This is a genomic window from Leptospira bourretii (genome assembly GCF_004770145.1).
GTDB lineage: Bacteria > Spirochaetota > Leptospiria > Leptospirales > Leptospiraceae > Leptospira_A > Leptospira_A bourretii.
In genome coordinates this window covers 1-25227 of record NZ_RQFW01000022.1, presented here as the reverse complement: position 1 = coordinate 25227, position 25227 = coordinate 1, and the positions used below count along the sequence as shown (strand labels likewise).

Sequence of the window (25227 nt, the reverse complement as noted above, 5' to 3'; positions counted from 1 at the left end):
TAAACTGGAAATCGTTCGTTCAAAGTGAAAATTCACCGATGACCCTTTTATACTTACTTTTGTATTTTTTCCAAGGCCCTATTATTCTTTCTTTTGGCGTTTGGATTTATTTTCACGGACTTTGTGTGACCTTATTAGCAGTTTTATCTGTGAGTTTAGATTTTTATCTTAATCAAAATCAGAAAGATAAGCGCCTTTTAAAAATTATGATTCGAGTGTTCTTATGGTTTCTCTTTTTGGTTGTTCTGGGATACCAAGAAGTTTATCAAACTGCATTAACCTTTGAAATTGTTTTCTATTTTTTGAATCATATCAATCATTTGTATTCGGATATCCAAAATTTTTTCTACCAGTGGCAAGTATGGCAATGGATCACTTTAGGGATGGGATTTTTTGTTTTATTTTTCAAAAATCGTAAAATAGTCACTTATATTTTGTTATTTGGTCTTATTTTTGTTTTGGTCCTTCGTTTTGATTCGGAACGGAAAAAAACTTCGAGTCATTTGAATACAAATACAAACCAACAAATTTCGAGAGGAAAAAACTTTTTAGAGTCAATCTCTGGACGACCCAATATTGTTTTGGTTATGTTAGAAGGAGTCGGAAGAAAACATTTAGTAAAAACTAAATCAAATTATATTGATTTTTCGGTTCTACAAGATTCTCATTTTTGGATTCCTATGCCACATACTTCTAAAAGTATTTTTACTTGGTTAACTGGGGATTCACAATTACAAACCACTCGTTTGACATTTAATGATTCTCTTTTGCAATTGAATCTTCCTAAACAATTAGAGAATTTATACGGTTATGAAACCTTTATGATTTATACTCAGTCACTTTACTTTGAAGGGATGGATCTTTTTTTTCCGCAAATTTTTCAAACAGTTCGGGATAAATCTTATTTGGAAGAAAAATATGGAAAACTTTATCCCACATTTAGTTGGGGGATGGATGACCGAGTTGTCCTTTCTGCAATGAAACAAATGTTTGGGGCAGAAAAAAAACCTTTATTTGTTTTGATTGGACTCAGTCAAACGCATAGTCCATATTTTGTGACAAATGAAAATTCTCAGAGTCAATGGGATTCACCTTTGATTCGTTATGAGGCATCTTTGAGAGAAGAACTTGCAGTTATCGATTCAATTATTTCGTTTTGGAAAGATAACTCATCAAGAGAAACTGTTTTGATCTTAACGGCAGATCATGGTGAATCGTTTGGTGAAGAAGGAGCACATGCTCACAACTATTCGTTGTACAATCAGGAAACTGATGTACCGTTTTTGTTGTACTTTATAAAATCCGGTCAAATTTACGTTCCAAAACTCGGAACTTCAGTCGATTTTAAAGATACCATTTTACATTTGTTAGAAACGAATAGTGGGAAAATTAAAAACAATTTAGAAGCAGATTTTTTTCATCCCAATTACCAACCAAATTTATTTTTGAAAACTTGGAATTCGGAAATTCAAAAATCTTGGGTTATAAAAGATAAAAAGTATATTTATCATAGTGATCGAGACCAATTAATCCAAATGGACTGGTCAGAAAAAAAACGAGTTCCTGTCACTGATTCTAGTTTGAAACAAAAAATAAAAAATCAAATTTATTCAGGAATGTATTAAGGGGATTTGATTCCATTTAGAAGTGTCAAAATAGATGTACTAATAAAACTTTTAAAATCTAAGACAAATATATCCAATCCATCGTCTTTTACCGCTTCTCGAACTTGTTGGGAAGGAAAACCGTGAGACCAAGATCCAACTGCCAATGCATGACATTGCATCAAAAATAAAAAACCTGATTGTTCATTGAGAAAAGGAAAAGTTTTGATAAGCAATGGAAGAATTTTAAAAATTTGTGCTTTTAAACTCAGTTTAAATTCCTTAATGGTTTCAACACTTGCATTTTTTTCTAATATCGTTGGAACAATGGGTAGGAGTTTTAAAAAACGAATATGTCGATCCATAGATTCAACAAACCATTTCGAAAATCCTTCAGCATCGATGTTTTTAGTTTCAGTAAGAAACAATTCCATATCTAAAAACCATGCTTCATAATCTGCGATATGGACACGAAGACAGAGATCTTCTTTGGTAGGGAAATATAAATACAATGTTCCTTTTGCTATTTTGGCTCGTTTTGCAACTTCATCCATTGAAAGTTCAGCCCAGTCTTTTTTTTGCAAAAGGAAGGCCGCTGATTGAAGAATTGATGTTCGTTTGGAAAGTTTATCTTTTTCCAATACGGCTCGTTTTTTGGGCGAACGTTCTGCAACCGAAAGGCGACTCATACCTCCAGAGTAGGAGAATCCTAATAAATATGCTAGAAAAAAATGTCTTATTGACTAAAGGTCAATTTAAAACAACCATCAGTCATTTATATTTGACTTATAGTCAGAAAGAAGATTGAAGTGATACAAATGAGGGAAGGTTTATGAAGTTTCATGGATTCCTATGGTATTTGACGGCCATTGTTTTGTTTTTTGTAATTGGAGTTTCAAATGTGACAAGCAAATCTAATGTTTGTTTACCTCTCACTGAAGAAGAAAAAATAGAAAAACTTTTAAAAAAAGTTGGATTGCTCCAAGGGAGTTTCATTCGGAATGGAGAATCACATACAGCGGAAGAGGCAGAGAAACACCTTCGTTACAAATTGAAAGAAGCGAAAAACTCCTTTTTTGCTCCAGACCCTAAGGAATGGACCGCCAAACTATTCATCGAAAAAATTGCTTCCAAATCGTTTCTTTCAGGAACTGCTTACCAAATTAAATTTGTGGATGGAAAAGAAACCAAATCAGCAGACTGGTTATCTGCCGAATTAAAAAAAATCGAGTTTTGTCTATAGTAGAAGGGAGATTATTCTCCATTTTCATTTTATGTAAAACAGAGGAACAAACTTTATTCTTCTAAAGTTTGAAATCCTAATCGTGATGGCGATTCACTTGCTGTAGTGAACACTTTGTCCATAAATCCAATTTTGCCAGTACATAGTTCTTTCATCTGGTCTGTACGTTTGGATTCTGTTCCACCTAAGTTAGAAGAATATCGAATTCTATCAAAGATACCATTGGGACGTATCCAAACATCTGCAATTTGATATGTTCCAGATCCTGTTCCCGTTGTGACACTGGCACCTGAACTATAACGATCATAAGTATTCGGGACTCGAGAGCGGTTTCGCCAAAACCCTTTAGAATCAAGTAAAGTTGGTGGTTCCTCAAAGTTAGGAACGTCACCACTATCAGATCCTAAAAAAGATATCCATTCCAAACCACCGTTCAAATTGTACTGCGCAAAGGCATAATGTTGAGTATCACTCTGAATTGGTTCTTTTATCACGGAACTCCATGATAAATTTGTTGTTAAAAGTTGTAAGATTGATGTACCTGAGACTACAATTTGTCTAGTATCTCCATAAGTGGCACTTGTGTAACCAGTATAGACAAACATCTCTCTAATGCCACTAAGGATATTAAACTTTGTTATATACGGAAGCTGCGTACCAGGATTCGGGTGAGTGGTTCCTTCTACACTTCTATCGGTTGTTCCTGATAAATAGATATATCCATTCGAGTAAGATACATTAAATCCAAAATCATTTCCGGAACTTGTAATGTATCTTTGGAATAATCCATTCCCGTAAGGATCCACACTTCCGTACAATATGTCAGTATCACTTGAACTACCCAAAGAACTATTTTGTATTGGAGGTAGTTCTGAGAATGGCGTATGGCCAAAGGATCCTTCTACAGCCGTAAAAAAATGAATCCTATCAAAACTATCGATAGTAGTGACTAAATAAATTCCTAAAGCCACTGTATCCAAATAAGTATACCAAACCCGACTTCCATCACCCCTGTGCCTTCCTAAATAAACTGACATTTCCCCGTCTGCTTTTGGTGAAAGATTAGATGGAAGTAAATGTCCAGACCCATAGGCAAGAAAACTGACAGCCAAATCACCGTTAGAGTATAAATGTAGCCTCGGGTTGAAGTTCAGTGAACTATAAGCCTCCCCTAAATAATCAATCCATTGGATGTCGCCATTGTTTCTAGAAAGGCGCATCATAAAAAAGTTTTTAGTCAAACCGGGTGTTCCTACAAAAGATCCAGTCACTCCCATTGACTCTCCCGATATGATCGGATCTTCTGTAATTCCTACTACAACGATGTCCCCATTTGGTAAAAATTGGAAGTCAGAACCAAAGGTAGAATAAGCTCCTGAACCATAACTTCTGTTCCACTGTGAAAAATTGGAACAACCGTTGTTTAAAAGAGCTGTTTGGATGAGGTTTCGTAACCAAAAATCATTCGTAGCCGGATCATTTGGGTTGTTCAGGTTTAATTTGCAGCAAAATAGTAAAATCAAAATTGTAAAAGTAGAAAAGATACGCAACATATTGATAAACCAAAAAAGGATATAACCATATGATTGTCGCAAGGGTTAGGTGACGATTGGTTTTTGTAAATGGATTTACTTTTTCATTTATTTCAGTAGTTGTTTTGGTTTTAGGAAAAAAATTGTAAACAATGGTTGTAAAAAAATTGCATTCTTGTAGTGTATTCTACCATATAAAAACGGCAAGGAGTTTGGTTATGAACCGATTGTATTTATTCTATTTTTCCATGATGGTTTTTGTTTATTCGGTATCGGCTCAACAAGTGGAATCAGAATTTTCTTTTGCTACCGATTTTAATGTACGGCCAACGTTTGTTGAGGGAAACTCTCCTTTTTTTGTCAATTCAGGTAAGTGGATCTATCTAGGAAAAACTGCAGATTTTGATGAACCAGGATTGTATTTTTATGATACAATATCTAAAACACGGATTTATCGTCCCATTCCTCTGGAAATTTATTATCAGAATCACCCTACGCAATTTCTTGGCCAAATAGAAACAAAAGGTAAGAGATTACCTTTAACTGTGTATGAATTTTTGTTTTATGATGAAACAACAAAGCGGGCAGGTTTTGTGATTGAAAACAAAGACAAATCAATAAATACCAAACGGTATTTTTTTATGGGTTGGGATTTAGCAACTAACAATATTGATGTAGTTGAATTCATTTATGAAATTGGAAAAGATGATAAAAAATCTTTTGCACAAAGTTCGGCGATTGGATATTCACAAGAAGATAATACTGGTTATTTTACTTTTGCCGTTGACAATGATCTAAAGGATGATGAATCAGAAGATGTCACTGCTTTTATCTATAAAATACAAAATCAAAATTTAACAAAATTACAGGAATATAAATCTAAATTTTATCCCTACACACCAGAATTCCATCCTGATTCAAAACAAATTTTGATCGCAAGTTATGCGGAAGCATTCCAAAACAGAAATCCAACGGGATACTTATACAAAATAAACTCGGACTCTTTATTGAAGCTTTCTATACCATCCACGCCATATGGAATTAGTTTCTCAAAAGATGGAAAGTTTTTGTATATAGCCGCTTCTGACACTGGAGAAGTTCGAAAGTACAATACGGATAATCTTTCCGATATCAAAACATCAAAATGGGGTACCCACGGTCATAAATTGGGATTTTGGAAAGATGGGGAACTCGTTTGGGTAAGAAATTCTGGGTTACATATTTATGATCCCATAACTTTAAAACAAAAGACAGTCATCCCAACAAAAAAATTCTATAAAAAACATGTAAATGTAAGTGGTTCAACTTTTTTGCCGTTTCAAAAATTATTACTGAGAAATATTTTAGAAGACCCGGCTGGCGGTGCCGCCAACCGTATCTTAGTTTCTCCATAAATCTGATTCAGATTTATTTCCAAGAACTTGCGAAATCTTTTGCGTATTCTGCAAAAGAGATCGGATTTTTTCCTGTTAAGGTTTTGACAGTGTCAAGAATTGGGGCAGAAAATCCTTCTTTCAAAGCTCCAGCGATCATCACAAGAAATGCCGCATAATCTTTTGATAATCCAGCAGAAACAAGTGAAGATTCAAAAACTTTTGGATCAACATCAACATATTCAATATTCTTTCCACTTACGTTTGTTAAGTGTTTGGCAACTTCATTATGATCAATGGATTCTGGGCCAGTCAAAGTGAAGGCTTGGTTATCATACTTTGTTGTAGTAAGAAGAACGGCAGCAACAGATGCAATATCTCTTGCATCGATAAAACTTGTTTTTGCATTCCCACCAGGAAAATAAATTTTCTGATCTTGTTTGATACCTGCGATCCAAAAAGTATGAAAGTTTTGCATAAACCAGTTAGGTCGAATGATATTCCATGGAATCCCTGCACCTTCGAGTAAAATCTCGGTTTTGCGAAATGGAGCTTCTGGTGGTGCATGGTCCACACCCATTGCGGTCATAAGAACTAATTTTTTTAGGCGAACTTGTTTTGCTTTTTCAATCCATGGAGAAAGGATTTCGTATTGGTTGGTTTGGCCAGGAGGACTTAAAAAATAAGCGGCATCCACTTGTTCCAAAACTTCTAGTCCTTTTGTGAGGTTAGATGAATCAGCAAATACCCAATGCAAATTGGCACTGCTTTTTTGAGACTCGGGTTTTCTGGATCCAGCCCAAACTTCGTGCCCCTGTTTTTGTAATTCGGTAACGAGATGGCCCCCAACAAGTCCTGAACCACCATAAACAAATACTTTCATAACGTATCCTCGATTTCGGATTTAAATCCTTTATTGTTTCTCTATCATACCGGAGATTTTTTATACTGTCTATGTCGTAAAATATTAAAAATATATCCAATCGTATAAAATGATAGACTTTTGGGTAAATTTGAGAAAAATGGAGGAATGGATCTACTATCGGATATTCTCTCCTCTGCCGGTTGGACAAATGACCTACTTTCCAAAGGCCAAATTTACCAAAGTTTTGGATTTCATTTCCCTTGTGAAAAGAGTGGGGGATTCCATGTCGTAACACAAGGCAGTTGTTATGCGAGAATGGGAAATACGACGATACCTTTACATAAAGGGGATCTGATTTTTATCACCCGGGGAACCAATCACGAACTTTTATCTGATCCGAAAGCAAAAGTAGTTACCATTGAACGTTTCTTAGGTGAAAAGAAAACACAGATAAAAAATGAAAATCCAGTCACTACTTTTGTTTCAGTGAGATACGAAGTCCCACCGGGACCTGTCCACCCATTGTTTTTGGAACTACCGGAGTATATACATATTCCGTATGAAACGATTCAAGCTCATCATGCACTCGGAGACATCATTCAAATCCTTTCTCGAGAATTAGAATTGAATTTAGGAACTGATTTAATCGTACAAAGATTAACCGACATTTTGTTATATTATATGTTGAGAATGTGGTTAAACAATCATGTCAATTCACAAGTCGGATGGATCAAAGCTTTCCATGACACGTTGGTATTGTATGCGTTGGAAAAGTTGCACAATGGATATAGCAAAGAATGGACAATCGAATCCTTAGCTAAAGAAACTGGAGTTTCTCGGGCAAATCTTGCCAACCGATTTCGAGATGTTTTGGGTATTCCTCCAATGGAGTATCTGACAAAACTTAGAATGGAAAAGGCAAAAGAATTATTTCAAAAAGGGAATATCGGATTGGAGGAAGTTGCACAAAATGTCGGTTATGCGTCAGCTTTTTCTTTTTCAAAAGCTTATAAACGAATTTATGGAAATTCACCGAGCCGTGAGTGGAAACGAGTTGTTTAATAACGATTTAATATTTTCTAATTGGTTTTTTTTTGGTAAAAACTCTGGATGATTGCGAAATACTTCTGCTGCTTTTCTGATTTTGGAGGTATTTGCCATCATAGGTTTGGTTTCTTTCCATCTTCCATCTATTTTCATTTGTTCTGAAAGTTTTAGATAGGATTTGATCCTACCTCTTTTTGTAGCATAAGTGACACGATCTTTGCAGTGACAAGGGTTGTCTGCTTTGGTTAAACTACATTCTTTTCCGAGAAACGTTTCCATTTGTTTTCTTGATCTGGACAACTTTTGGCGAAAGGTTTCGGAGCGAATTCCCATAACCCAAGCCCCTTCTTCACTAGAAGTTTGGAATACTTCTCCTAATAGATATGCCATTCTGTAGGGTCTTGAAAGGCCTTGTAACATAGCATAGGTGCAAGCAACTTGAACATGTAAAATCATTTCCGAAAGTTTTGGAGAATTTTCCCCTTCTTCTGGACTTGGGGTGTAGGTGAATTGTGTTCGGTGTAATTCTTCACGAACGGCTCTTAAATGAACCTTCCTTTGTTCCATTTTTGATTTCTGCAGATTGATCAAATGATTGCTTGCAATTCGATAGATCCAAGTGGAAAGTTTACTTTCCTTTCGAAAGCCACTTAAGTTTGTAATGACTTTGACTAAAATTTCTTGAGTGGCGTCTTCCGCATCTTCTGGATTCCATAAAAACTTCAATGCCAAAGAAAACAACTTTGGTTGGAAGATTTGAATTAGTTCTTCCAACGCTTTTGTTTTTCCAGCAAGTGAATTTTCTAATAATAAAAGATGCGGATCGTCTATCATTGGTTTTTGTTAGATAAGTAGTGTAACACAAGAGCAAGGAATGCTGGCAACCCTTGCGAAAACAAAATAGAAAACTTTGCAGTTGCTGAACCATAAATTCCTGCCACTACCACACAAATGAGAAAAAACAAAATGGTTTGGAATTTTTGGTTTTGGTCTTTGATAAAGAACAAAGCCCAAAAAAGTCCCGCTGCTAAAAAACCATTATAAAGGCCCTGGTTTTTTGCAAGTTTTGCCGTTATTTCTGCCGTTTCTGGAGTTAACTGGAAAATTTTCATCCCTAGTTCGGTTTTCCAAAGGAACATTTCCAAGACCAAAATAAACACATGTTCAACCGCAACAAATGCAGTGAGTATGAAGGAAGTGAGTTTCATCGAATTCTCCTAAAGAACTGTTTTCTATTGGGACAATTGATCTTACCTTTTGTGACAAAATGGGAAGAAAAAAATGTAAAAAAAGAGATATTATCTAGGAAAGTGAACTCCGTCTGCCTTATCCATTGAAAGTCAGACGGTTCAAAATAATTTTTAAGGATACGAAAGGGAGAATGTTTATGGTTCTTCACTCATGGGTCTTGTTGTCACTTCCAATACACCCACTTCGGTATTTAGGTCTAAAATATTTTTCAATCGCACCATCCTTCCTCCACATGCCTCCGTTGCTGCAATTGTATAATGCAGAGGTTCTGTTGTTGCAGGATAATTGTAAAAACTAGTTTCATAATGGATGGATTGGTACAGTCCAGAGTCTCCAGCAATATTTAAAGTTGTTTGCTGGTAGGGGTTGGCTCCATTTCCTGATGTAGGAATACTAAACCCTGTATAATGACTTCCATCTTCTAAAGAAAAACCATATGATTTTATCGTATTAGTTAGTGAAACATAACCAATGATAGATGGAATTTCTAAAGTATCGGTTGTCGTTGATCCAAGAAATTGATTCCAAATCAAATTTCCGTTCCAATCAAATTTGGAAAAAATATTATTTCGAAAATTAGATGATGTAGGATAAAGTTGATAAGAATGAAAAGAGGTTCCAAAATCTCCAGCATTGACTCCAGTCGTGTATACTCCATCTGGGGCTGGTGCAATTCCATAGATGACACCAGTGGTATAACTTGCACTGATTGATCCAAGATAAGCTCTATTTGTCATAGAAAAATCGGAGATGGAAAGTTTTGTCACCATTGGCCTTTGGTAATTATAAGATGGCAATGGATGTCCAGTGAAACCAACAAAATTGTCGTCAGCAGCACCGAAAAGAAGTATGGAGTGATCAGGAGTATAGGCAGCATTCAAGACAAAAACCCGACCGTAAGATGGTAAATATCTTTGCCTAATGGGATGGCCTTGGGATGAAATTATCCCCCATCCAATTTCTTCTACACCTGTATTTGCTGCATTGGAAGCTACCTCCATCGTTGGGAACTCACCGAATCCATAAGTATCAGGCGTTGAAGAAATACCTCGCGCATTGAAAAATAAATGTATGTTGTCCATAACATCTGTTACTAGTGCAAATCGATTTTCAACGATCGAGTTATCAGTTTTATCTAAATAGGTATTCCATACACGACTTCCATTTGTATGATAACGAACAAGGGCCAATGAATTGGAATTAGATTTAGGTGAAAGTGGGACTCCTTGTTCTGAGCTTTTGATATATGCAGCGACTACCACATCACCATTGGATAATTCGGTGATAGGTGCTGTTTCTTTGCCATCAGAAGCAGAAAAAGCAATTCCAATATAATCCAGCCATTCGATTTGGAAGGTCCTTCCGTTGACTAAAAATATGATAACATTTAGATCTGTACCTGGTGTTCCAGAAAAAGAAAAATTTTTCCCAGTGGTTTTTCCATTCCAAACCACTTCTTCAAAAACTCCAGCAGTCACTAAAAAATTCCCATTTTTGAGTTTAAGTAATTTATAAGGATAGGTCTTATAAGTTCCAGTTCCCAATCGAAGAGAAGCTTTTGCGTTGGGATTACATAAACTACGAAGGTATTCTTCCCAAAGCCAAGTTTCCATATAACTTTTAGATAGTGGGTCTCTTGGGTTATTAAATTCCAGCTTACAGTTGTTCAACTGCATTAAGATAATAGTTAAGGGCAGAAGTAGAAAGAACTTCCGTTTTAAATTTCTAAATTGTTTCATTGCCAAACTAAATTTTCCGTCAATTGGGAAAGTTTTCTGTTTTTTTAGTCATTTCAGAGGAAGTCACAATTTTCTCAAGTCCTTTGTGGAAATCCCTAACAAAACAGATTCAATTTGAAAACGATTTCCAGGATTTTTTTAGTTTTGAAGTTAATCTGAAAAATTAGAATATTAGATTATTTGTATGTATTGAATGGAAGATGAATTTATGCGAACGGGTTTTGGTGTTTATCCCTGTGGTCTGTAGTAAATATTCCATGCTTCTAGGGTTCTTCCATCGGAGGTTTGGTAGAGAATTCTAAATAACCATTTGTTGCCGGAAAATATAAGAATCGTTTTAAAGATACCATTCTTCCATTACAAGCATCCTGAATGTCTACATTTAATCCTACCAAACCAGAAACAGGATTGGTCACCAAAATATTTGTTTCGTATCGAATAGATTCATAACGACCAACTCTTCCGTTGATACGCAAAGTAACGTCCTGGTAAGGATTGATTCCAGAACCATAACTAATGGAGTCGAGTCCTGTCATTCGTGTTCCAGCTTCTGTTCCTAATAGTTTCACGCGAATTTCATCGAAGTAGGAAATATAAGAAAATGCAGGAACTAAATCGATCACGTTTGTCGTGGAAGAACCTAAGAATTGGTTCCAAAGTAAGTTTCCATTCAGATCAAATTTTACGAATGAATAATTTCTGAAATTTCCAGCAGGATAAAATTGATAGTCATGAATGGGAAATCCATAAGATCCAGCAGCAACACCTGTTCCATAAATTCCGTCATATCCTAATTTCATCGCTTCTAATTTTCCAACAGTAAATGTTGGATCGCTGGAACCAAGATAATTGATTTTTATTACGTCCTGCGTATTGGAAGATAAAAAGGCAGAAAATCCCCTTGGTTGATTGATGGCTGGATGGCCAGAGAAGTTTTCGATTTGATTCAATGCACTACCACCTAACAAGATAGTATCATTTTTAGTATAGATCGCTGAGATAACTTCAAAATCACTTACACCACGTAAAAATCTTTGTCGTTGTGGATTTCCATTTCCATTGAGAATGGCCCAACCAATTTCTTTTTGTCCTGCAAATACACCATTCGAAGCTATCGTTGGAGCTGGAAACTCAGTGATACCCACTGTGTTGGGTGTATTGGCAGCAGTGCCGATGGATGTATAAAAAAGATGCATCTGCTCCTTCGAATCGACTATATGGGCTATTTTGTCTATGTTAAAGGTTCCTATTGACATATCTAAATAAGTGAACCAAACTCGCGAGCCAGAAGGGGAATAACGTGCTACCATAAAAGAATCCGAGTTTAGTTTTCCTGAAATGGCTCCAGGCTGTTCGGTTCCAGTGACTTGGGTAAATATACCGATCTCTCCATTGGAAAATTCAGAAAGACTGGAAAAAAAACTATTGGCAGTAGTGGTTGCTGCGGGCCCTAAATAATCCAACCAATCTATTTCAAATGTCCTCCCATTTACTTGAAAGATGACTATGAATGGGTCTGTTCCTATTACTCCCGTATAACTATGATTAATTCCATCACTTCTTCCTGACCATAAAATTGGTTCTGAAACACTAGCTGTGATAATGTAATTCCCATTTTTTAAAGAAAGGAGTGATTGCGGTAATACTAAATAATTCCCACTACCAATTCTAACATTTCCTCTGACGAAAGGGCTACAAATCGTTCGAAGATAGGCATTCATTGCAGCAGTTTCAAAATAACTTTTTGAATTTGAATCGCTCGGATTGTTTAAATCTAATTTACAGTTGTTAAGTGATGTTAGTGATAATATAAATATTAATACTGAGGTTTTGATTGTCAGAGCTTCTTGGTTGAATTTGAATATCGACATATGTCCTTTTCGATTCCACTCAAGAGTTAATAGAGTGAAGAATGGAAATAAATTATCCACTTTGGTTTTATAAGGGAACAGAAATAGAAGATTCCACAAGTCTTTTGTGGGGCTGTAGAAATAAAAAATGTCTTATAAAATTCGGACGAGTCCTAATGTTTGTTTATCTATATGTTAGAGAATCGAGATTATACGCCAGCGATTGCAGCGGAAATCCTTTTGCGAATGCAAAAGATTGGAGCGTAAAGCGCGGTCGCTTACATCATGTTTATATAGATACACCTAGCAATTGCGAGGCGCCCAAACTTACAAAACTTAAGGCAGACTTACATTTTCGATGGAGAGTTGTGTTGCCTCAATCGGTGGAGTTGTGGTATATCTTGTGTAATTCAAACGAACCATTTTTCCGGAACAAACTTCTCGCATTACTTCCGTTTGTTCCATTGCAGGCAAAGTTAAGTTGGAAGAATAATGAAACCGATTGAATGTGCCTGAAAGTGGGTTCACAAAAACATCTGCCATTGTGTAGGGACCAGAGCCAGTACCTGTTGTGAAATCGGGAATGGAATTAAATAGGCCATTGGATGGGTTGGTTTGCATTCTTACTAAAAGTTGAGAATTGGAAAGAAGTATAGGTTCGGATTCAGTTGTATCCATAACACTATCTGTCGCACTTCCTAAAAACGAATTCCAAAGAATATTCCCACTGGTATTCAATTTAGTAAAAATATAATGTTTCTCTGCACCGTCGGTAGCAACAATAGGTTCTGCGGGACTTCCATAAGTGAACCGACCTGAGCCAATCATATAAATGAAATTGTCTTTCACAAAAAAACGCGATGCACCGTAATTCAATTCTGCATTGGTTCCTAAATACGAATACCAAATTGTAGTTCCATCGGTTTCATTCAACTTCATAACAAATGGCATTTGGTAAATAGAGTTAGGGTGTATAGTTCCATTGGCACCTTGGCTTGTCGTTCCAGTGACAAAAAGTCCAGAAGCGTTTGCTTCTGCTCCAAAAATAAAATCACCACCTGCACTGGTAAAGTAACGTTGGGAGATCATGGAACCATTTTCATTTACAACCAAGTGGATCATATCGGAGTCTGATCCAGGATCAAGGGAAGTATTGCTAATGGCTGGACCATCAACAAAAGGTGAGTGTGCAGGTGTACCGCCATAATTTTCGATAAATACATGCAAACGGTTGGAAGTATCCATAGCGGAGACAACAAATTCTCCGATACTGGCAGAATCTAAATATGTAAACCAAACACGAGTTCCATTTTCTCTGATCCTCCCTACAAAAAGTGCTGAAGCAGCTCCTATTCCTGATTTTGCGTTGATGGTTCCAGGTTGTTCGGCCCCTTTCACAATGAATGCAACAGAAATATCACCATTGGAATACTTTCTTAATTTTGGTTTATACACTACCTCGCTACTAGCTTCCCCAAGGTAGTCTACCCATAAGATTTCTCCATTTGTCTGGGAAACACGCATTAAAAAAGTATTAAGTGTGATTCCTGAACTTCCGGCAAAATTGTTTGTGATTCCCGTCGTAGAACCGGGAACTATATGTTCTCTTGTGATTCCAGAAACTAAATAATCCCCGTTGGAAAGGACAATTAAATCGGATCCTGTCGTTTTATAAGTTCCTGTTCCATAAGTTCTTTTCCAAGTTTGGAAGCCAATACAAGGATCAGATAATAAATAAGTTCTAAATAAATTGGTAAGAAAAAAATCTTGGGAAGAAGGATCGCTTGGGTTATTGAGCTTAAGTTTGCAAGATGAAGTGAGTATAAAAATAAGAAAAAAAGAATAAAAGAAAAATTTCATATAATAATGATAACAATCGAAATCAATCGTCTTCCTCGTGACGAGAAGAAATTGACTAAATTTTTAATTCAATTGCTTTTGTGTAGACTGACTGGTATTCTTTTTTTCTTTTTTCCCAACTCCAATTCAAATTCATAATATTTTCCACTACAATATATCGATCTGTAGATTGGTATAGATCTTTGGCCCGTTCTAATGCATAGCCCAACGAACTCGCGTCATTCGGTTCAAAGACAATTCCTGTTTTGTATGGCAAAAGGTTGGATTCTTCCACAGTATCCCGTAATCCACCCACACGAGATACAATGGGAATGGTTCCATAAACATGACTGTACATTTGGTTTAGACCGCATGGTTCAAAGAGAGAAGGCATTAGAAAAAAATCACTGGCTGCTTCGATTTTATGAGCTAAACTTTCGTTGTATCCTTTGTAAAAATAAAATACATCTGGAAAGGTATCCGATAAATGAAAAAAAGATTTTTCTGTTTCTGGGTCTCCTGAACCAAGGACCACATAACGGTGAGGAAGGTGGCGCCTTGATAAAAAGGCTTGTAAAAAGTTAGGAAATCCTTTTTGATAAGTGAGTCTTCCAATCAGACCAATCAAAGGGGTATCTGTAGGAAGAAAAGGTCTTCCTATTTCTTTATATAACCCTTCTTTGTTTTTTAATTTTCCTTCCTTCCAATCTTTAGAGGAATAAGTTTTGAAAATTTTTTTGTCTTTTTCTGGATTCCATTCCTCCGAATCAATTCCATTCAAAATCCCAGTATAGTCACTTTCTCTTTGTCTCAAACAATAACTGAGTCCAAATCCATTTGGTTCCGACATTGTTTCTTCTCTGTATCCAGGACTTACGGTTGTGATTTTTCCTGCAGATAAAATCCCGGCTTTCATATAATTGCATTTGTCATTGTGTTCAAAGGGACTTGTGATCAGACGAAATGGTTCCTCTTTTAAAAAACCAGTCATCCAATAGGGATGATCTCCTTGGTAAGCCAAATTATGAATGGTGAAAACGCTTGGAATTTGTTTTACGGAATCTTTTTGTAAAGCAAGAGACAGGGCCGTATGCCAATCATGGGCATGGAATATATCTACATTTAAAATTTGGCTTAAGCAATAACAGGCGTATGAAAACATAGCAAACCGAAAATGTTCCTCGGCATGTCCATAGATGGAATCCAAAGGTTGGAATAATTCTGATTCGAAAAAATATAACTTCACTCCTCCTTCCTCTGCTTCCAAAAACCGAGAGGTCTTTAGAACAGAAACCACCAGAGAGTCCGTTTGCCTATCTCTGGGAAGAAGGGCCGGATACTCTTTTCCTGTATATTGGGGTGACTTTCCTAATTTGCCAATGAGAGGCAATGCGACATAAACTTCTTCCGACTTCGCCTGTTCTTTGGTGAGGGAAGCAAGCATGTCGGCAAGCCCGCCCATCTTGATGTAAGGAAAATATTCTGCAGATGCGTGGAGAATCTTCATTTTCTGTTATTGACACCGACTCGCAAAATAAGAAGCTAGAAAAACACAAAGTGAAATCGAGGAGAAATCCATGTCAGTATCTACTAATCTAAAAGGCCTTGCTGAATTAGGCCTTAAACCATCCGAAGTCTTCCATAACTTATCTTACGAAGAAATTTACCAGCACGAATTGAGCAACAAAGAAGGCGTAACTTCTGATAACGGAACGATGATGGTGGATACCGGGATTTTTACGGGTCGTTCCCCAAAGGACAAATACTTTGTCGATGAACCTTCTTCCCAAAACAACATTTGGTGGGGTCCAGTCAACACAAAGGTTTCCGAAGCAATTTTTAACGAACTTTACGCTGAAGTAACCAAATTCCTCGATAACAAAAAACTTTATGTTTTTGATGGTCATGCAGGAACCAACAACGACACACGTATCTCTCTCCGTGTAGTTACCGAAAGAGCTTGGCAACACCATTTTTGCACAAACATGTTCCTTCGCCCAACTAAAGAAGAATTACAAAACCTACACCCAGAATTTACCATCATCAACGCTTCTGGTTACAAAAACACAAAATACAAAGAACACGGCCTTAACTCCGATGTATTTGTGATCTTCCACTTAGCAAAAAAAATCTGTATCATTGGTGGAACCGAATACGGTGGAGAAATGAAAAAAGGGATTTTCTCTGTCATGAACTACTACCTACCACTCAAAAACGTGCTGACTATGCACTGTTCTGCTAACGTTGGTAAGGATGGAGATAGTGCTCTTTTCTTTGGTCTTTCTGGAACAGGAAAAACAACTCTTTCCACTGACCCGCACCGCAAACTGATCGGTGATGATGAACATGGTTGGGACGATAACGGAATCTTCAACATTGAAGGTGGATGTTATGCAAAAACCATCAACCTAGATCCAAAAACAGAACCAGAAATCTATGCTGCGATCCGTCGTGATGCTCTTCTTGAAAACGTAGTGTTTGATGCGGGAACTAAAAAGGTAGATTACTCTTCTGCTGCGAAAACAGAAAACACTCGAGTTTCTTACCCAATCTTCCACATCGACAACATCCAACCAGGATCAAAAGCAGGTCACCCAAACACTGTGATCTTCCTTACTTATGATGCTTACGGTGTTCTTCCTGCAGTTTCTAAACTTTCGATCGAACAAGCAATGTATCACTTCCTTTCTGGTTACACAGCTAAGGTTGCGGGAACTGAGCGCGGTGTGAAAGAACCACAAGCAACTTTCTCTGCTTGTTTCGGTCAGGCATTTATGACTCTTCACCCAACATACTATGCAAAGTTACTCGGTGAAAAAATGAAAAAACACAAAGTAAATGCATACCTTATCAACACAGGTCTTGTTGGTGGAAAGTATGGTGTTGGAAAACGTATGAACCTACCTGCAACTCGCCAAATCATCAATGAAATCCTAAACGGTAACATTGAAAAATCCGAGTTTGAAAAACACCCAGTATTCCAAGTGTCTTTCCCAAAAACCATCGAAGGTGTGGATGCACATATCCTCAATCCACGTAATGCTTGGGAAAACAAAGAAGAATACGACAAAACAGCAACTGACCTTGCAAAACAATTCATTGAGAACTATAAAAAATACCTTACTGGTTCCAAAGAATTTGACTACAGCCAATACGGACCAGTAGCGTAAGGTTTTAAGCAAGAAAAGGACAAACCACGCCAACTTACTTTGCTAAGTTGGCAGATTGGTTTGGATCAAAGCCGCTCCTCCGAAAGGGAAGCGGCTTTTTTATTCCTTAGAAGTTTTGGATGAGTAGAAAAGAGGCGATATTGATTCCCACTAGGTGATAGGCGCTGGAAATGATACCATATAGAATGGGTTTCGGAATGTTTGGATTGATAGCGATATTAAACGTATTGGCAGCTAAATATCCAATTCCAATGAAAGATCCCCATTGGAGCGCATCGGCCATTTGGTTGATTTGCAATGCGGAGAACAAAACTGCTGTGGTGACTAGATTGAATAGAGTACAAATTCCGGGGCCAATGATAAATATTGGCGTGAGAGGTTCTGTTGTTTCGTTTTCTTTTCCGAGAGAAATTCTATATGGTTTTGCAAACAGAACAGTAAACCAAACGTAACCTAGAAAAAAATAGACAAGGAATGCCAATCCGATAGCAATCCAATTCAAATTGAATAAAATTTGTAACATAAACAATCTTCCTTTGGTAGATAAGTATTGAATGTTTATAACGAATTTTTGTAAGGAGGGATTGTAAAAAATCAGGGTGGGTGATTTTTTTTAAGTCAAAAATTCTGTGGGTGTTTTGCCTGTGAATGATTTGAATTCTCTTATGAAATGTGATTGGTCAAAATATCCAAAATCATAAGCAAGTCTTGTGAGCGAATTATATTTTCGAATTTCTTGAATTACGGAATTCATTCTTATGATGGAAGAAAATTGTTTGGGAGTACTTCCTATCACTTCTCGAAACTTCTTTTCAAAGGTATCGATACTTAAATTCAAAACGGAGGCAATGTCATTGATTTTGATTTTTCCTTGCGACAGGTTCATTTGCGAAATCGCTTCCAAAATACGTTTATCAATGATTTGTTTTTGGATCATTTTTAATAAAAATTTCTCAACATGATCTATCTTCGAATGATTGTCCTTTGTTTCCAATAATTGTGAATACATCTCATTTAAATCTGATTGATTCCATAAATCATATCCAGAAATCCCAACCTCATTCAATTCCTTCATAGACATATTGAAAAAAGAAAAAGCACCCCATGGTTGGAACTTAACAATCAAAATTTCTGCTCCTTTCGAAAGTGTATTATGTTTTACTGTTTTACGTAAACCCGACAAAGAGATAATCGGTAAACTTTTAGAATCCGAATGGATTCGGTAGTGATGATTCCCTTTGAGTTTGATGGTCAAAACAAACGAATAGTGCGGAATGATAGATTTAATAAAACTTTCCTCACATTGGATGAGGAGATAACTTTCTATATAAGGACTGAGTTGTAGTCGAGGTTTGTATTCAAAAACAGTTGGCACCATAAGACTTAATCCCAATGAAACTCATTTTAATTCATTGTAAAGTATTTTCCTGCTAGTAGAAGCAAGGGACAATGCTTGGACTTTGAGAATTATGGGCGCCTCGAATTGGTTAGGTGATAGTTGCCCTGTCCAAAACCGACCGGGCTCACTCCTATTTCTTAAATGGCATCTCACCCAAATAATCTTTTTTCCCTATCTCCACACCATTATGCCTGAGAATCGCATAGGCAGTTGTTATATGAAAATAAAAATTGGGAATTGCATGGTGAGTCAAATATTCGAACCCTGTTAAATATTTTCCTTCCCATCTTGGTTGCGAAACTTTGATATCATTTACTGATTTAAAATCTTCTTCTTTATAAGTATCTAAGTATTGGATCACGGATTGGATTCTTATTTTGAGTTCATTTAGATTTTTTTCTGAATCTTCATGAACAGGAGCTTCTTTTCCTGTGATACGAGCGACACAAAGTTTGGCGGTATCGCAAGCAATTTGGATTTGTTTGGTTAACTGGAATTGATCCGGAAAGAGTCGTGAGTTTAGCAAATTTTCAAAAGGGAACTTCTTTGTTTCAGAATGGATTTCTGCTTTTTCTAAAATTTTAATTAAATTCCCAAGTCCTCTTTTGAATGATTGGACGGAGATTTCATAAATAACGGATTGATTCATATTTCTACTCGAATTGAGGAAGATATAGAATCAATCTAATAAATCTATGAAAATTTTGATGATTAGATTATTTTTGATTAGGATCATGATTTAATTGTACAATTTCACTACTCCATTCATTCGATCCTTGCCATGATGTCTTTTGGGGTGGATTGGATGACACCGAGTTTAATTGCATAATAACCGGCACTTGTAAACTGAATCTCCATTCGATTTGTGTTTGCAGTCGATGTGAAAATTGTTGAGGAATTTTCCGTTCTTGGCGTCTGGCAATTCTCTAGACCGTTGGAGTAAATGGGATTTAGAAATACTCCCAAAAAATTATTTAGAGGGGTGGTGGAAGAGGTTAATACTATTTTTTTGTCTATGGTAGCATTTATTGTCAGATAAGAGATGTTACCTGTAAAGAAAATTCTTTGATTTGTTTTCTTGGGGAAATTAACCGCATAACCATTGCAAAGAAGTGAATCGCCGTAATTTTCGTTGGAAGAGGAAACTACTTGTAAAAGCAGTAAATTTTCTAGTGTTTTGTCCGTTTTTTTTGTACAACTGACGGTAAAGGAAGTAAAAAGGATAAGGATTATGTAATTGGGTTTCATTATGTATCTGTAAGATTAATACATATAACATAGCTTATTGTTTCTATTTTTATTTTACTACAAATATTCTAATTTAATGAAGATATTGGATTTGAAAAGGATCGTTATATTGGTATTTGCCAAAAAATAGTCATTGAATTTTCTAATATATTTTACTTCTAATATAGTATAGTTTTATGAAAACGTTTTGTATTAGTTTTTCCAATTGGCCTTTTGCCGTCACTAATGCTTTACCATCTTCGGCGTGCCCATGAAATATCCGTTTGGCATCATCATCCTTCTCCTAACAGTCTTTTCTTGTGTGAAACGTGAAAAAGAAAAATCTTTTTATGAACAATTCCCTGGGTATCTCAATCCGATCCTTGCAGAGTCGAGTGCTTGTTCGGCGGCAGCGGATGCCTATCCGGCAAACGCATATCCTTGCTATTTAAAATCGGAAGATCCAATTTTCTATCGCTATGATACAAATGTTTTTATCGATCCAAGCACAACCTCTGTCCCCCAAGGCACTCCGATTGGTTGCCGGTGTAGATTGGATTCTCAGTCTGTTGGCTATAGTATATTGGCTTTTCAAACGACTGCTGATTTTCCAAATCATGGTTTTCATCCAGAATCGTCAAAATACACTTCTGCAGACTATCCAAACTCTTTTATAAATTCTTTTGTTTCTGGAAATGTCGTGCTTTGTCTGGATCAAAATGTTTCCTGCGGTGGCAAAAAAGTTTATCAAAAACTTTTGATTCAATGATCACTTTGGCCACACAAAGGACCAAAGTTTTATTTGCAAAATTCTAAATCGCAATTCCACCAGAAACGATGAGTTCTAAAAATCCAAAATTTTGAGAAGCACGGTTGGATCCACCACTTGTCAAAACATCTGTAAGATCTATGTACCCACCTTTACCGCCGAATTCCAAAAAGTAGGTGCGTGAAAATTCATACCGAGTGGCAACGTAACCCGAAACCCCATATCCAGAAACATGAAAGTTATTGTTTTGTCCCTTACCTAACACGCGTACGTCGCTTCGGCAAACCACAGGGCCACCACCGATGGAAGACACCAAACTAAGTCCACTCAATCCATCAGATGAAGTATAAAGGGGAGTGATCCATCCAAAATCTAAAAAGAGATAGTTTAATCCATCGGTATGTTCATACTTTAGTATATCGGGTGTTAACGTAACGGTTTGTTCTCCACCATGATACCCGGCCATTTCTTGTACGTGCTCAGGAAAGAGGTAGATAAAGAGAGCGGCTTCGGTAGACAATGCCATTTGGTTTTTTGCAATCACACCTGGATCAATGTAACCGGAATATTTGACCGGTTGTCCTGGTGTTACCACATATTTCATATGGTCCTCACCAAAGGATAAGAAGAATCGGTCGGTAAAAAAATAACTAAATTTTAGATTGTACTGAGGGATTTCAAACTTAGATGGGTTTAGATAAACATCTGCTCGAAAGGATTCCGGTTTGTCCCTGGCATCCACAGCTTTCAATGTATAGTTGTAACCAGGGCCACGAAAATTGATATCACTTTGGGTGTAATAATCTCTGTTATACCCCCATTGGATATTCCACCGTCCTTTTTTATCATGAATGGTAAGAGGAGCCTCATTTTCATTGGCCCAAATGGACGGGCTAAACAAAAGAAAAAAGACCAATATCGATAAATTTTGTTTTATAGAGACAAACGGTCGTTTGGTTCCTGCGGTAAACAAACTGTACATATCGCCATTTTCTAAATTGGTATCAAAATCGAATAGGCGAATGTATGTTTGGTTTAGGAAAAGAGGGAGTTTTTTTAGTAGGGATAAATACTATATTTGTTTTTGCAACGCTGGAAGGTGATCCTTGAAATTGCCTTTGGGTCATATTTCTTTCGGGCGCCTCGAATTGGTTAGGTGACCAAGATTCGATTTTAAAACGACCGGGCCTCCTCCGGGGTGCGCTCACGCTCCCGTCTCACCCAAAGTGGGTGAGACCAAGCCCTTCGGATCCCTGGCGCGGGGAGGCTATCGGACAAAGAGAGCAAGCTTGTTAGAGTTCTGGGTCGCAATCAATAATTTTCCATTGAGTGGATCAATGACTGCGGAAGGATTTACACCTGAATTAGTTCCTTGTCCCGCTGAAATATCAGTATGGGAACAATTGGATCCATCTAGATTGCATCGAAATAGGCTTGGTTTACCATTATTAGCGCCATTTTGAGTTATTACTAATAATTTGGCATTGATAGTGTCAATAGCTGTAGAAGGAGTATTGCCTGAATTAGTCCCTTGTCCCGTCGAAATATCAGTATAGGAACAATTAGATCCATCTAGATTGCATCGAAATAGGCTTGGTTTACCATTATTAGTGCCATTTTGAGTAATTACTAATAACTTTCCATTGATAGTATCGACTGCTGCGGAAGGGGAAAGACCTGAATTAGTTCCTTGTCCCGCTGAAATATCAGTATGGGAACAATTAGATCCATCTAGATTGCATCGGAATAGGCTAGATATATTATTAATAGCACCATTTTGAGTCACCGCTAATAACTTGCCATTGCGAGTATCAACTACCGCGGAAGGGGATAAACCTGAATTGGTTGCCTGGCCGGCCGATAAATCAAAGTAAGTCTCTGAGATACTCGTCCCAGGAGGTGTAGTCGTTGTTATAGCCATCGCTTCAAACATCGAGACAGCACTACTACCCAACGCATTGTTCACCACCACTCGAAAGTAATACAAAGTCCCACTGTTAAGCCCTGTAATCGTTGCATAAGGATCTGTTACTGGTCCAAAACTATTCGATGAAGTTGTCACCCCTGGACTTGTACTATAGTACACAGTGTACGATGTAGCGCCTGTTACCGGCCACCACTGCACAACGGCAGTGGTTCCGCCTGCTTGTGCTTCTATAAAAGCAGGAGCATTGGGTGGACCTACCTGGAAACTTTGGTTCCCAGCGTTGCTTAAGTTTCCTGCCAAGTCACGAGCCAAGTATTTCACTTGGTTGCTACCATTGGAAAGGGCCACAGGAGAAGAATAAACCGTTCCATTGGTCACAGCACCATTTCCATCAAACGTGGGTTCTGTGCCGTTCAATGTATAAATGATTTTATCACAACCAGATCCACCAGTGTCAGAACAACTAAGTTGGAGTTGGGTTCCGGAAGCAAATGGTCCTGATCCAGAAGGAGAGGCCATTGTAACGATGGGAGCCGTTGTGTCTTTACTTGTGGTACGAGTGGTGGATCCAAAACTACCTACAAGGTTTGTCACACAAATGCGGATGGTATTGTCCCCTTCTACAAAATGTGAGTTGGCTATCGTCGAACTGATGTCTGTTGTGGAGGCTGCATTTCCAGATACATTTGCATTACTTCCTGTATTGGTAAGAGCCGTTCCAGTAGAACAACTACTTCCACCCAAACGGATTTGGTAAGTTCCGACTTTGGAACTCTGCCAACTGAATGATACATTGGATGATCCATTGATGGCCGCCGTGTGGGAATTTACAGTGATGGTGGCCACTTGTGTGTCCACGGTATAGTTTTGTGAACTCACACTAGAAACATTTCCTGCTTTGTCACGAGCCACAAACTTCGTATAGGTGACGGCACCATCGGTCATGGCAAGGGCTGCCGTGTATAAAGTTCCACTACTAACGGTTCCCGTTGTCCCTTGGATGGCTGGATTTGTTGGTGCTGAGCCAGCTTGGACGGCATAGGCAATCTGATCACATCCAGAACCACCAGTGTCCGTACAAGATAGAGAAACCGAAGTGGCTACCCCATAACTTCCCGCACCAGGAGATGCTGTGACCACTGGTGCAGTATCATCTCTTTGTAAACTCACAGAAACAAATCCAGTCAGTCCATTGGAAGCAGTGACACAAATGCGGTAAGTCTTTGTACCTTCACCAGTAAAGTGAGTATGAGAACGAACAAAACCTTGGTCTACATTTGCCGTAACTGATCCGGTAGTGGCAATGGTTCCTGAATCACAAGAGCTTCCTTCGCGGACTGTAAAAGAACCTGACCTGTCCGACCTCCAAGTAGCTGTGGAACTGGAGATTGCACCAGCACTCGCACTGATGGCTGCCGAAGATTGACTCACAAGTGTCAACGCAGGAATTTTGGTATCAATCGTATAGACAATGCTAATGGGTGCTGAAAGATTTCCTGCTAAGTCGCGACAGAGGGCTTGGAGGGTATGGGATCCTTCTGTGGATAAAGAAACAGCTTGGGAAGACTTTGCAATGATGGTTCCTTGTTTTGGTGAGAAACTAGGAGTCGAGGCATCCAAGGTATAAACAATGGATCCAGGTGCTTTGTTGTCCGAACATGTGAGAGTTGTGGTCTGTGTGGTGGAGAAAGTTCCGGTTAACAAGGAACTGGTGATGGTTGGCGGAGTGGTATCACTAAGGATGGTAACAATAGAGGTGTCATTCGGCGTTCCATCCCCATTGGTATCGATGAGGATTAGATTGGGAGTGGTTCCACCGGTAAGATTGATTCCATCGGAAACACCATCTCCATCCGAATCGACTAGGGTTCCATCTGGTTTTCCATCACCTGACAGATCTACGGTGGTTCCTGGGGTTAGATTTTGGGCAGAGGCAGGTGATCCGCCAACAAGGCCAAATAGAAAAGCAAAGGGACTAAAGTCTGTTTGGTTGCCACCGCCGGAAAGAATTCCAATACAATGAGAATAGGAAATCAATAAAAAGGAGAATAGGGTTAGTTTTTTTCGCATAACAGGAAGCCATTTTAACATATTTTCCAAATAATATTCGGAAATGATAATATGGGTTCGAACTTGACATGCGGACAACTAATTTTCATTAGTTTGTCCAAAAAGTGAACTTTTACCGTTAAAAACGTTTTGGAAAGGATTTTCCAACGATTCTAACGGTTTTCTAGTTTATGTCTAACAGTTGTAATGGTAAAAGATTTTTCCATTTAGGCTTTCGCCTTAGTAGCTGCCCCCGCTACCACCCCCGCCTGATGTCACTGTCAAACGAATCATCGATACATACACCATTCCTTCCTTTAAAGAAGATAACTTTCAAAAGGGA

Annotated in this window: 21 protein-coding genes; 6 read left to right on the top strand and 15 right to left on the bottom strand. The window is 37.7% G+C overall.

Translation table 11 applies throughout. The features are described from left to right. Window positions 1–38 precede the first annotated feature (38 nt). Window positions 39–1625 carry a sulfatase-like hydrolase/transferase gene (locus tag EHQ47_RS17320; RefSeq protein ID WP_135749929.1) on the top strand — a complete coding sequence of 529 codons (1587 nt, stop codon included), beginning with the start codon at window positions 39–41 and terminating at the stop codon, window positions 1623–1625. Here the strand turns inward: EHQ47_RS17320 and EHQ47_RS17315 are convergent. Continuing rightward, entirely contained in the window at window positions 1622–2293 is a 672-nt protein-coding gene (locus EHQ47_RS17315) for a TetR/AcrR family transcriptional regulator (protein WP_135748210.1), read from the bottom strand. The two genes, EHQ47_RS17320 and EHQ47_RS17315, sit on opposite strands and share 4 nt — an antisense overlap. 143 nt (window positions 2294–2436) lie before the next feature. On the opposite strand from EHQ47_RS17315, the gene EHQ47_RS17310 reads away from it, so the two are divergent. After that, window positions 2437–2847, top strand: coding sequence for a DUF5329 family protein (locus EHQ47_RS17310; RefSeq protein ID WP_135748209.1), 411 nt, complete (start codon window positions 2437–2439; stop codon window positions 2845–2847). A 53-nt stretch (window positions 2848–2900) separates the two neighbouring features. Here the strand turns inward: EHQ47_RS17310 and EHQ47_RS17305 are convergent, their stop codons facing one another. After that, entirely contained in the window at window positions 2901–4400 is a 1500-nt protein-coding gene (locus EHQ47_RS17305) for a hypothetical protein (RefSeq protein WP_135777714.1), read from the bottom strand. 197 nt (window positions 4401–4597) lie between these two features. Between EHQ47_RS17305 and EHQ47_RS17300 the strand changes: the two genes are divergently transcribed. Beyond that, the gene (locus EHQ47_RS17300) at window positions 4598–5773 is read left to right on the top strand and encodes a YncE family protein (protein ID WP_135777713.1); all 1176 of its coding nucleotides are present in this window, start codon (window positions 4598–4600) and stop codon (window positions 5771–5773) included. 13 nt (window positions 5774–5786) lie between these two features. Here EHQ47_RS17300 and EHQ47_RS17295 read toward each other — a convergent pair whose 3' ends face one another. Next, the gene (locus tag EHQ47_RS17295) at window positions 5787–6635 is read right to left on the bottom strand and encodes an NAD(P)H-binding protein (protein ID WP_135748638.1); all 849 of its coding nucleotides are present in this window, start codon (window positions 6633–6635) and stop codon (window positions 5787–5789) included. A gap of 147 nt (window positions 6636–6782) precedes the next feature. Here EHQ47_RS17295 and EHQ47_RS17290 point away from each other — a divergent pair, with 147 nt between their 5' ends. After that, window positions 6783–7679 (top strand): AraC family transcriptional regulator, encoded by an 897-nt coding sequence (locus EHQ47_RS17290; RefSeq protein ID WP_135748639.1) that lies wholly within the window; start codon window positions 6783–6785, stop codon window positions 7677–7679. Here the strand turns inward: EHQ47_RS17290 and EHQ47_RS17285 are convergent. The 6 genes from EHQ47_RS17285 to EHQ47_RS17260 all read right to left on the bottom strand — a co-directional run bounded on the left by EHQ47_RS17285 (window position 7647) and on the right by EHQ47_RS17260 (window position 15850). Further along, window positions 7647–8498 (bottom strand): RNA polymerase sigma factor, encoded by an 852-nt coding sequence (locus tag EHQ47_RS17285; RefSeq protein WP_135777712.1) that lies wholly within the window; start codon window positions 8496–8498, stop codon window positions 7647–7649. The two genes, EHQ47_RS17290 and EHQ47_RS17285, sit on opposite strands and share 33 nt — an antisense overlap. After that, window positions 8495–8872: a DUF1304 domain-containing protein gene (locus EHQ47_RS17280; RefSeq protein WP_135748641.1), complete on the bottom strand. Its 378-nt coding sequence runs from the start codon at window positions 8870–8872 to the stop codon at window positions 8495–8497. The genes EHQ47_RS17285 and EHQ47_RS17280 overlap by 4 nt, the downstream gene beginning before the upstream one ends. 177 nt (window positions 8873–9049) lie before the next feature. Further along, entirely contained in the window at window positions 9050–10654 is a 1605-nt protein-coding gene (locus EHQ47_RS17275) for a hypothetical protein (protein ID WP_244290392.1), read from the bottom strand. 263 nt (window positions 10655–10917) lie between these two features. Further along, window positions 10918–12525 (bottom strand): hypothetical protein, encoded by a 1608-nt coding sequence (locus tag EHQ47_RS17270; protein WP_135777711.1) that lies wholly within the window; start codon window positions 12523–12525, stop codon window positions 10918–10920. A gap of 315 nt (window positions 12526–12840) precedes the next feature. Then, window positions 12841–14364 (bottom strand): hypothetical protein, encoded by a 1524-nt coding sequence (locus tag EHQ47_RS17265; protein WP_135777710.1) that lies wholly within the window; start codon window positions 14362–14364, stop codon window positions 12841–12843. 55 nt (window positions 14365–14419) lie between these two features. Next, a complete protein-coding gene (locus EHQ47_RS17260; RefSeq protein WP_135777709.1) occupies window positions 14420–15850 on the bottom strand; it encodes a glycogen/starch synthase in 1431 nt (476 codons plus the stop codon). 70 nt (window positions 15851–15920) lie between these two features. Here EHQ47_RS17260 and pckA point away from each other — a divergent pair, with 70 nt between their 5' ends. Further along, window positions 15921–17513, top strand: a complete 1593-nt coding sequence (pckA, locus tag EHQ47_RS17255; protein ID WP_135748645.1) for a phosphoenolpyruvate carboxykinase (ATP) — start codon at window positions 15921–15923, stop codon at window positions 17511–17513. Window positions 17514–17619: 106 nt separating this feature from the next. Here pckA and EHQ47_RS17250 read toward each other — a convergent pair whose 3' ends face one another. From EHQ47_RS17250 to EHQ47_RS17235, 4 genes are all read right to left on the bottom strand, one after another. Next, complete coding sequence (locus EHQ47_RS17250) at window positions 17620–18036, bottom strand: DUF1761 domain-containing protein (RefSeq protein ID WP_135745583.1); 417 nt, start codon at window positions 18034–18036, stop codon at window positions 17620–17622. 90 nt (window positions 18037–18126) lie between these two features. Next, entirely contained in the window at window positions 18127–18891 is a 765-nt protein-coding gene (locus tag EHQ47_RS17245; RefSeq protein WP_135777708.1) for a helix-turn-helix transcriptional regulator, read from the bottom strand. Window positions 18892–19042: 151 nt separating this feature from the next. Further along, on the bottom strand, window positions 19043–19561 hold the full coding sequence (locus EHQ47_RS17240) for a DUF1993 domain-containing protein (RefSeq protein ID WP_135748647.1): 519 nt from the start codon (window positions 19559–19561) through the stop codon (window positions 19043–19045). 116 nt (window positions 19562–19677) lie between these two features. Further along, window positions 19678–20160 (bottom strand): hypothetical protein, encoded by a 483-nt coding sequence (locus EHQ47_RS17235; RefSeq protein ID WP_135748648.1) that lies wholly within the window; start codon window positions 20158–20160, stop codon window positions 19678–19680. 250 nt (window positions 20161–20410) lie between these two features. Between EHQ47_RS17235 and EHQ47_RS17230 the strand changes: the two genes are divergently transcribed. Further along, window positions 20411–20908 (top strand): hypothetical protein, encoded by a 498-nt coding sequence (locus EHQ47_RS17230; RefSeq protein ID WP_135777707.1) that lies wholly within the window; start codon window positions 20411–20413, stop codon window positions 20906–20908. A 43-nt stretch (window positions 20909–20951) separates the two neighbouring features. Here EHQ47_RS17230 and EHQ47_RS17225 read toward each other — a convergent pair whose 3' ends face one another. Together EHQ47_RS17225 and EHQ47_RS17220 are read right to left on the bottom strand one after the other, a co-directional pair. Further along, window positions 20952–21890, bottom strand: a complete 939-nt coding sequence (locus EHQ47_RS17225; RefSeq protein ID WP_135777706.1) for a hypothetical protein — start codon at window positions 21888–21890, stop codon at window positions 20952–20954. Between the two features lie 285 nt (window positions 21891–22175). Further along, window positions 22176–24926, bottom strand: a complete 2751-nt coding sequence (locus EHQ47_RS17220; protein ID WP_425269589.1) for a chitobiase/beta-hexosaminidase C-terminal domain-containing protein — start codon at window positions 24924–24926, stop codon at window positions 22176–22178. Window positions 24927–25227 lie beyond the last annotated feature (301 nt).

Bases quoted from the DNA above. Each gene is read 5' to 3' on its own strand.
- EHQ47_RS17295 (WP_135748638.1), bottom strand. From the start codon at position 6,635: ATGAAAGTATTTGTTTATGGTGGTTCAGGACTTGTTGGGGGCCATCTC.
- EHQ47_RS17265 (WP_135777710.1), bottom strand. From the start codon at position 14,364: ATGAAATTTTTCTTTTATTCTTTTTTTCTTATTTTTATACTCACTTCA.
- EHQ47_RS17250 (WP_135745583.1), bottom strand. From the start codon at position 18,036: ATGTTACAAATTTTATTCAATTTGAATTGGATTGCTATCGGATTGGCA.
- EHQ47_RS17280 (WP_135748641.1), bottom strand. From the start codon at position 8,872: ATGAAACTCACTTCCTTCATACTCACTGCATTTGTTGCGGTTGAACAT.
- EHQ47_RS17225 (WP_135777706.1), bottom strand. From the start codon at position 21,890: ATGTACAGTTTGTTTACCGCAGGAACCAAACGACCGTTTGTCTCTATA.
- EHQ47_RS17230 (WP_135777707.1), top strand. From the start codon at position 20,411: ATGAAATATCCGTTTGGCATCATCATCCTTCTCCTAACAGTCTTTTCT.
- EHQ47_RS17270 (WP_135777711.1), bottom strand. From the start codon at position 12,525: ATGTCGATATTCAAATTCAACCAAGAAGCTCTGACAATCAAAACCTCA.
- EHQ47_RS17235 (WP_135748648.1), bottom strand. From the start codon at position 20,160: ATGAAACCCAATTACATAATCCTTATCCTTTTTACTTCCTTTACCGTC.
- EHQ47_RS17245 (WP_135777708.1), bottom strand. From the start codon at position 18,891: ATGGTGCCAACTGTTTTTGAATACAAACCTCGACTACAACTCAGTCCT.
- EHQ47_RS17290 (WP_135748639.1), top strand. From the start codon at position 6,783: ATGGATCTACTATCGGATATTCTCTCCTCTGCCGGTTGGACAAATGAC.
- EHQ47_RS17260 (WP_135777709.1), bottom strand. From the start codon at position 15,850: ATGAAGATTCTCCACGCATCTGCAGAATATTTTCCTTACATCAAGATG.
- EHQ47_RS17275 (WP_244290392.1), bottom strand. From the start codon at position 10,654: ATGAAACAATTTAGAAATTTAAAACGGAAGTTCTTTCTACTTCTGCCC.
- pckA (WP_135748645.1), top strand. From the start codon at position 15,921: ATGTCAGTATCTACTAATCTAAAAGGCCTTGCTGAATTAGGCCTTAAA.
- EHQ47_RS17315 (WP_135748210.1), bottom strand. From the start codon at position 2,293: ATGAGTCGCCTTTCGGTTGCAGAACGTTCGCCCAAAAAACGAGCCGTA.
- EHQ47_RS17300 (WP_135777713.1), top strand. From the start codon at position 4,598: ATGAACCGATTGTATTTATTCTATTTTTCCATGATGGTTTTTGTTTAT.
- EHQ47_RS17320 (WP_135749929.1), top strand. From the start codon at position 39: ATGACCCTTTTATACTTACTTTTGTATTTTTTCCAAGGCCCTATTATT.
- EHQ47_RS17285 (WP_135777712.1), bottom strand. From the start codon at position 8,498: ATGATAGACGATCCGCATCTTTTATTATTAGAAAATTCACTTGCTGGA.
- EHQ47_RS17220 (WP_425269589.1), bottom strand. From the start codon at position 24,926: ATGTTAAAATGGCTTCCTGTTATGCGAAAAAAACTAACCCTATTCTCC.
- EHQ47_RS17305 (WP_135777714.1), bottom strand. From the start codon at position 4,400: ATGTTGCGTATCTTTTCTACTTTTACAATTTTGATTTTACTATTTTGC.
- EHQ47_RS17240 (WP_135748647.1), bottom strand. From the start codon at position 19,561: ATGAATCAATCCGTTATTTATGAAATCTCCGTCCAATCATTCAAAAGA.
- EHQ47_RS17310 (WP_135748209.1), top strand. From the start codon at position 2,437: ATGAAGTTTCATGGATTCCTATGGTATTTGACGGCCATTGTTTTGTTT.